This window comes from Actinosynnema sp. NPDC059797, from assembly GCF_042732085.1.
GTDB lineage: Bacteria > Actinomycetota > Actinomycetes > Mycobacteriales > Pseudonocardiaceae > Actinosynnema.
Genome location: NZ_JBHWIE010000119.1, coordinates 1 through 9,548 on the forward strand (window position 1 = coordinate 1; position 9,548 = coordinate 9,548).

At 74.5% G+C, this 9,548-nt stretch carries 11 protein-coding genes; 5 read left to right on the forward strand and 6 right to left on the reverse strand.

The window, feature by feature from the left end; translation table 11 throughout:
* Both ACFV4N_RS24030 and ACFV4N_RS24035 read right to left on the reverse strand, forming a co-directional pair.
* Positions 1-389: TIGR03618 family F420-dependent PPOX class oxidoreductase (locus ACFV4N_RS24030; RefSeq protein ID WP_499674830.1), on the reverse strand; the 389-nt coding region annotated here is incomplete at its 3' end.
* Between the two features lie 79 nt (positions 390-468).
* On the reverse strand, positions 469-687 hold the full coding sequence (locus ACFV4N_RS24035; protein WP_499674831.1) for a hypothetical protein: 219 nt from the start codon (positions 685-687) through the stop codon (positions 469-471).
* 452 nt (positions 688-1,139) lie between these two features.
* Between ACFV4N_RS24035 and ACFV4N_RS24040 the strand changes: the two genes are divergently transcribed.
* Together ACFV4N_RS24040 and ACFV4N_RS24045 are read left to right on the forward strand one after the other, a co-directional pair.
* Positions 1,140-2,885 (forward strand): hypothetical protein, encoded by a 1,746-nt coding sequence (locus ACFV4N_RS24040; RefSeq protein WP_499674832.1) that lies wholly within the window; start codon positions 1,140-1,142, stop codon positions 2,883-2,885.
* Entirely contained in the window at positions 2,882-3,619 is a 738-nt protein-coding gene (locus ACFV4N_RS24045) for a class I SAM-dependent methyltransferase (RefSeq protein ID WP_499674833.1), read from the forward strand. The genes ACFV4N_RS24040 and ACFV4N_RS24045 overlap by 4 nt, the downstream gene beginning before the upstream one ends.
* 285 nt (positions 3,620-3,904) lie before the next feature.
* Here the strand turns inward: ACFV4N_RS24045 and ACFV4N_RS24050 are convergent, their stop codons facing one another.
* From ACFV4N_RS24050 to ACFV4N_RS24060, 3 genes are all read right to left on the reverse strand, one after another.
* Positions 3,905-4,474: a hypothetical protein gene (locus tag ACFV4N_RS24050; protein WP_499674834.1), complete on the reverse strand. Its 570-nt coding sequence runs from the start codon at positions 4,472-4,474 to the stop codon at positions 3,905-3,907.
* Positions 4,471-5,181, reverse strand: a complete 711-nt coding sequence (locus ACFV4N_RS24055) for a hypothetical protein (protein ID WP_499674835.1) — start codon at positions 5,179-5,181, stop codon at positions 4,471-4,473. Before ACFV4N_RS24055 ends, ACFV4N_RS24050 begins: the two co-directional genes overlap by 4 nt.
* Positions 5,182-5,243: 62 nt before the next feature.
* Entirely contained in the window at positions 5,244-5,393 is a 150-nt protein-coding gene (locus tag ACFV4N_RS24060) for a hypothetical protein (protein ID WP_499674836.1), read from the reverse strand.
* Positions 5,394-5,668: 275 nt separating this feature from the next.
* Between ACFV4N_RS24060 and ACFV4N_RS24065 the strand changes: the two genes are divergently transcribed.
* Positions 5,669-6,034 (forward strand): PadR family transcriptional regulator, encoded by a 366-nt coding sequence (locus tag ACFV4N_RS24065; protein ID WP_499674837.1) that lies wholly within the window; start codon positions 5,669-5,671, stop codon positions 6,032-6,034.
* On the forward strand, positions 6,031-7,398 hold the full coding sequence (locus ACFV4N_RS24070; RefSeq protein ID WP_499674838.1) for a permease prefix domain 1-containing protein: 1,368 nt from the start codon (positions 6,031-6,033) through the stop codon (positions 7,396-7,398). The genes ACFV4N_RS24065 and ACFV4N_RS24070 overlap by 4 nt, the downstream gene beginning before the upstream one ends.
* 34 nt (positions 7,399-7,432) lie before the next feature.
* Here ACFV4N_RS24070 and ACFV4N_RS24075 read toward each other — a convergent pair whose 3' ends face one another.
* Complete coding sequence (locus ACFV4N_RS24075) at positions 7,433-8,839, reverse strand: RICIN domain-containing protein (RefSeq protein WP_499674839.1); 1,407 nt, start codon at positions 8,837-8,839, stop codon at positions 7,433-7,435.
* Positions 8,840-9,052: 213 nt separating this feature from the next.
* Between ACFV4N_RS24075 and ACFV4N_RS24080 the strand changes: the two genes are divergently transcribed.
* Positions 9,053-9,442 carry a peptidase inhibitor family I36 protein gene (locus tag ACFV4N_RS24080; protein ID WP_499674840.1) on the forward strand — a complete coding sequence of 130 codons (390 nt, stop codon included), beginning with the start codon at positions 9,053-9,055 and terminating at the stop codon, positions 9,440-9,442.
* The last annotated feature ends 106 nt before the right edge of the window (positions 9,443-9,548 follow it).

Genomic DNA, 9,548 nt, shown 5'->3' on the forward strand with positions numbered 1-9,548 from the left:
GGGCGGGCGCGTAAACCGACGATCTGCCGGTGCGGCTCGATGAGCGCGACGACCCGCTGGTCGTCGCGCCCGTAGGGCCGGCCGGTGTACTTGGTCGAGACCGCGTCCACGATCCCCCGGGCGGCCTCGCCCTCGACCCACTCGACGACGCGGCCGCGGATCGCGACCGGCTGGAACGGGTTGTCGACCGGCGTCAGGGACAGCGCCACCCGCGGGTCGCGGCGCAGGTTGCGCGCCTTGCGGGAGTCCGGGCCGGTGAAGATCACCACGTGGTCGCCGTGCGTGCCGACCCAGACCGGCACGGCGTGGGGCGCGCCGTCGGGCAGGAGGCTGGCGAGGTAGGCGATCGGGGTGCCGTCGAGCACGCGGCGCACGTCGGGGTCGAGCACGGTGGTGCCTCCTGCCTGGGTCCCTCCGGGAGGTCCCAGACCGTAGCCCGGACCCCGCGCGAGGTCCCGACCGGGAGGCTCAGCGGTCCAGGCGGACCGGGCCGCCGACGGCGCGGTCGACGATGTCGGCGGCGAACAGCCGCGACGGTTCCTCCAGCATCATCATCACGTCGAAGAACACCTTGTTGACGTACGGGTCCACCAAGGCGACGCGCAGCACGACCGCGCTCATCGCGGCCACCGACATCCCTTGCGCGTACACGGGGTTGAGCGCGCACGCCGCCACCAGGGTCGGCAAGCAGCCCGGTGACGTCCGCGCGCGACCCCAGACAGGGTGTTTACGCGCCGGCGCATCACCCGGTCCAGCAGGTCGCGGGATGCCGAAGGGACGGTGTGGGTGCCCGGGAACCGTGCGCACCAGCCGATCGGTGACAGCCAGAGGTTGTCCGCCGGGGCCGACACCCGCACCGCGCCGGCGGCGACCAGGTCGTCCAGGACACCGGGCAACGGGGAGTCCAGGGCCCGCTGCCCCGAAGCCATGAGGTTGTGGAGGTGGCGTGCCTGCGGTGTGCCCTTGCGCGCCGGGTTCCCCCGGCAACGCGTCGCGGTCGACCACCGCGAGGCGGTCGGCGTGCCCGATCCGCGCCATCCGTCGTCCCTTCGTTCCCCAAAGGGTACGTAATGACAATCGTTTCCGTGTACGTTCGCCGTGACTCCGCCAGGTGGGGCAGCGGACGGGAAGGGGAGCCGGTGCGGATCGCGGGACCACTGGCCGAGGCGGCCCACGCGGCGGGCGGCGCGGCGCTCGGCTACCCGACCGCCCTGGCGACGTACGTCCCGAACTCGTTGCGCGCGCTGCCGGCGCTGCTGCGGAACGAGATCAGCGCGCAGGCGCTGCTGTTCCGCGATTCCGAACGCGGCACCGCCGACGCGGCCTACCGCGACAACCCGGTCAACCGCTACCTCAACGCCGCCGCGGCGGCCGTGGTGGCCGAGCTGGTGCGCGCCCGCGGCCGGCTGCGCGTGCTGGAGCTGGGCGCGGGCACCGGCGCCACGACCGCCGACCTGCTGCCCGCGTTGACGGGCACGGGGTCGGACCGCGCCGACCCGGGTGCGCCGTTCCCGCTCCTCCCGCTGCAACAGGCCTACTTCACCGGCCAGCAGGACGGGTGGGAACTGTCGTGCTGGCCGGCGCACTTCCACGGCGACGAGGTCGAGGACGCGCTGGTCGACGCGTTGCGCAGGCCGGCCGAGCACCAGCCGGTGCTGCGGGCGCGCGTGGACGCCGAGGGCAACCAGCACGTGCTGCCGCTCGACGCGCCGGGAGCCGTGCTCGTGATCTACGACCTGCGCGACGCCGACCCGGCCGACGCGGGGTCCGCTGTGGAGCGCGTGCGCGTCGAGATGAGCACCACCGGCCCCGATCCGACGCGCGGCCCTGGCCTGGACATCCGGCTGACCCTGCTGCCGGACGGCGGGGCGCGGCTGCACACGAGCATGAGCCTGCTGGTGGTCGACGGGTGGTCGACCACGCTGCTCAACCGCGACCCAGCCCGCGCCAAGGCCGTGCCGGGCGCGTCGGAGGCGGTCGCGGTGGACCTGGGCGACGCCGACGCGCCGGCGGCGTTCACCTCGGGGTGCGCCGTGGTGGTCGACTGCGCGGGCCCGTCCTACCGGGTGCTCGACGTGGTGGCGAGGGCCGCGCTGCGGGCGGGCGCGGGGTACGTGGACGCGGCCGGCGACGCGGTGGCGCTCGACGCGCTGACCACCGGCGCGCCGCCGGAACCGGCGCGCCTGCCCGCGGTGTTCTCCGCCGGGCTGCTGCCCCGGCTGCTCGCCGAGGACGGGCCGATCGACAGGCTGGACGTCTACGTCGGCGGCTCGGTGGAGATCAGCCCGCTGTCGGCGGTGGACGCGCTGCTGGCCAGGGGGCCGCGCTTCGGGCACGCCCTGGCGACGTGGCGGGACGGCGGTGTGGTCGAGCACGCGCCGGCGCCGCTGCGGTCGGTGACCCTGCCGGGGTTCGAGGGCCGGGTGCACGCCTGGCCGTTCCCGTCCGCCGAGATGGGGGCGCTGGCCGCCGCGCTGGGCGTGGCCGAGCTGCGCAACTACACCGTCTACGCCACCGGGAACCTGCCCACCGCGCCGGCCGCGGCGTGGGCGGACGACGGCCCGCTGGACGCGCACGTGGACGCCGTGGTCGAGGCCGCGCGCCGCGACGTGGCCGAGTGCGGGCGGCACTACGCGCTGCTGGCCCACGCCCGCCCGCCGGCGGGATCCGGTGGGGGCAGCCGCCGGGTGTTGCCGCGGACCCCGGACCCCTACGAGCTGAGCGGCGTGGTCGCGGCCCTGGCGGCCGTCGAGATCCTCACCGGGGGCGTGCCCTCGGGCGCCCACCACGCCGCCGACGTGCTCGACCCCCGCCGGACCGCCGCCGCGCTCGCGGCGGACGACCTGGTGACCGCGCTGGAACTACCGAGGAAAGCCGAACGATGAGCACCCACACGACCGACACCCGCGGCGCGGACGGTTACGCCGTCAACGCCCAGTACTACGACCTGATCTTCCCCGCGGCCCAGCGCGACGCCATGAGCGCCGCGCTGACCACCCTGCTGGCCGGCGCGCGGCGCGTGGTCGAGATCGGCTCGGGCACCGGCCAGTTCACCGAGGTCCTGGTGGCGAACCTGCCCGAGGGCGGCGAGGTGTTCGCCGTCGAACCGGCCCCGGTGATGCGGGCGGCGCTGACCACCCGCCTGGCCGCGCTGGGCGACCCGCCGGTGACCGTGCTGCCGCACGACGCCCTGACCGCGCCCGTCGAGGGCCCGGTGGACGCCGTCGTGCTGCTGCACGTGCTCACCCACTTCTCCCCCGCCGACCGAGCGGCCCTGTGGGACCGCTGGGCGCCCCTCCTCACCCCCGGCGGCGTGGTCGTGGTGGACGTGCAGATGCCGCAGGCGCCGGTGGCGGTGCCGCCGACCGCGGTGCCCGGCCGCACGCTGGGCCGCCGCCGCTACGACACCGTCAGCGAGGCGGTGGTGGACGGCGACGGCCTGGTGTGGACCATGACCTATCGGGTGCACGAGGGCGACCGGCTCGTGTCGGAGGAGTCGGTGTCGTTCCCCTCCTTCGTCGTCTCCGACGACGCGCTGCACGCGGAGCTGCGCGCGGCCGGCCTCGACCCCGTGGCCGACCCGCCGGCCGGGGTGCTGGCCTGGCGGCGGCCCCGGTAGGACTTCGTCGGGCTCGCCCGCATGCCCGTTGTCCGTGCGTGCGGGCGACTCGGTGGTGCCGTTGGCGCGCCGGCGTCGGAGATGACCGAGGTCGCGGCGGCAGCCGAGCGGGATCACCCGCTGCGGGCCTGACCAGGTGCGGTCCGACGCGGGAGTCCGAAGCGTCTCGGGCTTCCCGCCGGACGCGGCGAGCCGGCGCCCCGTCGGGCGTCGACTCGCCGTCGCGCGACCGCGTGGTCAGCGGCGACCCAAGGACCTCCTGGCCTCGGTCAGGTCTTCCTCCCGCTACCAGCCCACGGCCTCGTCGGTGGTGAGCTCGTCGACCGCGCAGAGAACGGCAGGCGCGTCGACCACCACCCAGGAACGCCTGCCGTAGCGGTCGAAGACGATGCCGTACGGCCCGTAGTCCTTGATGCCCTCGACTCCGATCGCCGCGAAGACGCCGTGCGGAGCCGTGGGGTTCTTCTTGCGCGCCTGATCGGTCTCGGCGCACAACGACGTCTCGCAGGTGCCCACGTCCTCCCGGTCCGTGCGGTGGCACACGTACCGGGAGCTGTTCCGGAGCATCCGCTCGAGGTCCGAGGGCAACAACTGCTTGCTGTTGCGCCTGCGCGGCTGGTCGGGCGACCCGCCCGCCTGCGGCGGCGTGACCGGGGTGGGTTCGAACCAGCTCGCGACCCAGTCGGACAGGCCGTTGATCAGCAGAGGGCGGGTGTCGTCCAGCCACGTGCGCCACTCGGCGTGCAGTTGCGGCGTCAGGGCGGGGAACTGCTGGTGGGCCGGCGTGATCTGGTGGTGCGAGTACGTCGCGTGGCGCACGACCTGCTGGGCGACGAAGTGCGTGAAGGAGGTCATGGCTTCTCCCAGCCCTGTTCGGCGATCTCGGTGAAGGCTGTCTCGATGCCCTCGGCCACCCACGCGGACAGTTCGGCCTGGGTGACGCCGGCCAGGTCGGGGTCGGTGGCGAGCAGCTCTCGCAGATCACCCCGCAGGTCGTCGAGGATCGTGGCGGCGAACTCCTCCGGCGCGGGCAGCGCGTCGCGTAACGACGTCTTCCCGGATCCCGTTGAGCCGACGTGGGCCTTGACGGCCCAGTCGCTCCCCGCCGGTTGGCGACGGTGGCGGACCTCCTCGCTCGGGCAGCCGGGTCCAGGCCGACCGCGCGGATGGCGACATCGCCGACGGCGGAACACATCAGGACGCCCTGTCCGGCCGGCCGGCCCTGTGCGCGGGTCGCTCGTGGGCGCTAGTAGGACCTCGTCAGGTCGAGCGATGGGGTGTGCCGGTGGTGTGATCTTCTGTGGCGGTGCGGCGCGTTCGCGGGCCGCGTTGACGATCGGCTCGGCGCGTCGCCCGAGCAGCAGCGGCGGCACGGCGGCGGTGGCCGCGTCCCGGGTGTCGCCCGCGATCGCGACGTCGGTCAGCGCCGCCAGGGCGGGTGCGGCGAGCGGCATGGCGGCGGCCCGGGCGACCATCAGCGGGACCGACAGCACGAGCCAGTGCCGGCTCTCCCGCCAGGCGACGGCGGACAGCTCCACGCCGCCGCGGACGACCTCGATCACCCCGTCCCCTCCTCGACGCCGGCTCTGGCTTCGGTGTCCAGGCCGCGGGCGAACCGCTCGGCCTAAAGCCGGAACAGCCGGGCGTAGTGGCCGTCCGCCGCGACCAGCTCGTCGTGCGAGCCGCGTTCGACGACGAATGCGACCGGCAGCAGGCCGAGGAGGACGTTGAGCGCGGCGAGGCACGAGACCAGGCAGGCTCCCCCGGTCGGCATCAGCCGCAGGATCCGCAACCGGGGGCGCCGACTCCTTGATCCAGGGCGACCACGTGGCGCGCCAGGTGGTCGGGGTCATCGGGGGCTCGCTGCGGCCATGTCGCTCCACGGGGGGTGGTCGAGGCCGGCGGCTCGGGCCGGTCGCGACGCCGGCGACGGCGCGGAGACGGGATCAACGGGGTTTCGGAGCGCCGGCCGGAACCGTCGACCCGCGTCCTTGCCGCAGGACATACCTAGAAGTACGATGCCTTGCACTTCTAGGGTCAGGAGGCTCCGTGAAAGTCGCCAAGGATCTCGTGGCCGCTTCGGCGACCCCGATGGTGCTGGGCATCCTCGCCGAGGCGGACAGCTACGGCTACGCCATCCTCAAGCGGATCAACGAACTGTCCGGCGGCGAGCTGGACTGGACCGAGGGCCTGCTCTACCCGCTGCTGCACCGGCTCGAACGGCTCGGGCACGTGGAGTCGAGCTGGCGGTCGGTCGCCGGCGAGCGGCGGCGCAAGTACTACCGCATCACCGACAGCGGCCTGGCCGAGCTCGCGGAGCAGCGCCGACAGTGGGCCGCGGTCGTGAGCACGCTCAAGGAGGTCTGGGGCGACCCCAGGCCGTTCCTCCCGATCCCGGTGGAGGGCACCGCATGACGGACGGTCGGGACGAGCTGGAGGCCCAGTTCGCCCAGTGGCGCCACTACGTGCGGCGGCGCCGGGAGCTGCGGTCGACCGACGTCGAGGAGCTGGAGGACCACCTCCGGGGCTCCGTGGACGAGCTGGTCGCCGCGGGGCTGCGCGCCGACGAGGCGTTCCTGGTCGCGGTCAAGCGCATGGGCAGCCTGGACGACCTGTCCCGCGAGTTCGCCCGGGAGCACTCGGAGCGGCTGTGGAAGCAGCTCGTGCTGACCGGCGGCGACGACGGTCCGGCGGCCGGCGGCCGGTCGCGGCGGGAGCTGCTCGCGATGGTCCTCTGCGCGGCGGGCGCGGCGGCGTCGATCAAGGCACCGGCGCTGTTCGGCCTGCGCCTCGACGAGGACGCGTCGTTCTACGTGCCCAACGCCGCCCTGTTCGCGCTGCCCTGGCTGGCCGCGTTCCTGGCCCTGCGCCGCCGCGCCTCGCGGGCGGTGGTCGGCGCGCTGGTGGCGGTGTTCGCGCTCGGCGCGGTGGCGGCCAACGCCTACCCGCTCGCGGACGAGTCCCAGTCGCTCGTCGTGACCAGCGCCCACCTGCCCCTCGCCCTGTGGTTCGCGGTGGGCCTGGCCTACGTGTCCGACGACCCGCGCTCGGCGCGGCGGCGCATGGACTTCATCCGCTTCACCGGCGAGTGGTTCGTCTACTACGTCCTGATCGCCCTCGGCGGCGGCGTGCTCATCGCCTTCACGTTCGGGACGTTCGAGGCCATCGGGGTGTCGCCGGAGGGCTTCGTGAGCGAGTGGCTGGTCCCCTGCGGCGCGGTGGCCGCGGTGGTGGTCGCCGGGTGGCTCGTCGAGGCCAAGCAGGGCGTCGTGGAGAACATCGCCCCGGTGCTGACCCGGCTGTTCACCCCGCTGTTCACCGCGGCGCTGCTGGCGTTCCTGGTCACCCTGGTCCTGACCGGCGACGGCATCGACGTGGAGCGGGAGGTGCTGATCCTGTTCGACCTCCTGCTGGTCGTCGTGCTGGGCCTGCTGCTCTACACGACGTCGGCCCGCGACCCGCTGGCCCCACCCGGGCTCTTCGACCGGTTGCAGCTCGCGCTCGTGGTCGCCGCGCTGGCCATCGACGTGGTGGTGCTGGTGGAGATCACCGGCCGCATCACCGAGTACGGCACCACGCCGAACAAGGCGGCGGCGCTCGGGGAGAACGTCGTGCTGCTGGTCAACCTCGCCTGGTCGGCGTGGCTGCTGCTGGGCCTGGTCCGGCGGCGCGCGCCGTTCGCGGCGCTCGAGCGCTGGCAGACCGACTACCTGCCGGTGTTCGCGGTGTGGGCGTGGGTGGTGGTGCTGGTCTTCCCACCGGTGTTCGGCTACCTGTGACCGGGCTCGGCGGGTCCTCCCGCGACGACCCGGCTCAGTAGCGGCCGGCGCAGCTCACGACCGGGGTCCGGGGCGCGAGTTCGGGTGCGTGGGCGAGGCAGACCCGGAAGGAGACGCCGACGCCGTCGAGGTCGCGGGGCAGGGCGACGGTGGCGGTCTCCCGGTGCTCGACGGCGAACGGTTCGGCGCAGCTGTGCCAGTCCCCCTCCCCCGCCGTGGTCGTCCACTGCAGGACCATCGTGAACCGGTCGGGGTCGAACGCCACCCGCCCCCGGGCCCAGTAGTAGGTCCGCCCGGCCCCGGTCTCGGCGCGCACCAGTTCGACCCCGCCGAACTTCCCCGGCCCGAGGGACACCCGGCCCCGGTTCGCGGCGCCGGCCTCCTCGTGGACCGGCCGCGGGTCACCGCTCCAGGCCGTGGCGCCGGGGTCGAGCCCGTGGCCGAGCCCGGCGCAGGGCTGGTCCCCGTCGCCGGGGTACCCGTCCGGGTGCCGGCCCGGCGACGGGGTCGCGCCGGGCGATCCGGCCGAGGCGGTCGTCCGCCACCGCTGCGCCTCCGCACGGGCGGGGTCGCACGCCCGCTGCACCATCGTCGCCCCGTCCCGGGGACGCGTGCCGACGGTGAGGCACTGGTCGCTGTTGAGGTTGACCCACCAGGTGGTGCCGTCGGGTTGGGGCCGGGGCTCCCAGTACTGGTGCCGCTCGCCGTTGCAGCCGTACTGCTGGACCAGGGCGCCCTCCTCGACGCTGCCCCCGAGCACCTCCAGGCACGCCAGCAGGCGGCCGACGGGCCGCAACTGCCAGTAGCCGGGGTTGGTCCGGTTCCGGGAGACCATCTCCCAGGCCGGGGCGGCGGCGTCGGCGGACAGCACCGCGTAGGCCACGGCCTGGTCGGGCCCGCGGTCGACGGTCAGGCGCAGCCCCTCGTCCGCGGCGAGGGCGACCGCCAGCCCGGTCGGGCCGGTCACGGGCGCGGCCGGCGGGCCGTCCGACCCCGTGGCCGACCACGCCACCGCGCCCGCCGCCACGAGCAGCACCGCCACGGCGGCGATCAGCAGCCGCCGAGCGCCGCGCCGGGTGGCCGGCGCGGCACCGGGCGGCGGCTCGCGGTCGGGCTCCCGCACGGGGCGCAGCAGGCGGTCCAGCGCCTCCAGCCACGGCGCCGGGTCTGCGCCCAGGGCTCTGACGAACTCCCGGACGAACAGCTCCGGGTCCCGCATCCTGGTCAGGTCCTGCCGGCACTCCAGCACCCGGTGCATGGTCGAGCCGCTGAGCCTCGGAACCCCGTGCTCGTCCCGCGTCGCCCGCTCCAGGGTCTTCTTGTAGCCGGGGTTGCCCGCCCGCCGCCGCAGCAGCCGCAGCAGCTCCACGAACGCGGCGACGTCGGTCGCGGCGCGCGGGTCGGGCGGGTCGGCGGTCGGGGGCGGGGCGTCACCGGGCATCGGCGCTCCTCGGGCACGCGGTCGGCCGGGCGGGCTGTCCCACGTGCGCCGGCTGAGCTGTGTCCCACGATGTCCCATCGTCCCTACCAGCCGCAACACCTGACGGTGGGACACACCAACGACTTAGAACGGGGTTGTCCACGACGCCGGAACCCGACCGGAAACCCGATCGGGACAACGGAACCCGGCGGACGAACCCGAAAGGTGAACACCGTGAAGCACACCGCCCTCGCGACGAGGTCCTTGCTCGCCGCCGCCCTCCTGGCCGCCGCCGCCACGACCGCCACGACCGCCCCGGCCGCCGCGTCGCCCGACGCCTCGCCGCGCGCCTACAACTGCCCGAGCGGGAGCTTCTGCATCTACAGCGGCTGGGACGGCGGCGGCACCCGCTGCCAGTGGCCGGACCGGGAGAGGACGAACACCAACGACGACTGCTCGTTCATCCGGGCGGGTCACAACGTGCTCTCGGTGTGGAACAACACCAACCACCGCGTGCAGTACTTCACCGGGACGAATTACCAGGACCGGGTGGGGTCGACGAATTCACTCGAAGGCGGCAACCTCAAGGGCAACTACAAGATCATGTCCTTCAAGCCGCAGTGACGCTCGCCCTCCCCTGACCGCGGGTTCCCGGGGGCGCCCCCCCCCAACCCCCCAAAACAACATAACCGCTGGTGCGCCCAAGCCCCGCGGGGCGGCCGTGGGCCCC

Coding starts and splice junctions, on each gene's coding strand:
- ACFV4N_RS24045 (WP_499674833.1), top strand. CDS start 2,882: ATGAGCACCCACACGACCGACACCCGCGGCGCGGACGGTTACGCCGTC.
- ACFV4N_RS24050 (WP_499674834.1), bottom strand. CDS start 4,474: ATGACCTCCTTCACGCACTTCGTCGCCCAGCAGGTCGTGCGCCACGCG.
- ACFV4N_RS24060 (WP_499674836.1), bottom strand. CDS start 5,393: ATGCCGACCGGGGGAGCCTGCCTGGTCTCGTGCCTCGCCGCGCTCAAC.
- ACFV4N_RS24070 (WP_499674838.1), top strand. CDS start 6,031: ATGACGGACGGTCGGGACGAGCTGGAGGCCCAGTTCGCCCAGTGGCGC.
- ACFV4N_RS24075 (WP_499674839.1), bottom strand. CDS start 8,839: ATGCCCGGTGACGCCCCGCCCCCGACCGCCGACCCGCCCGACCCGCGC.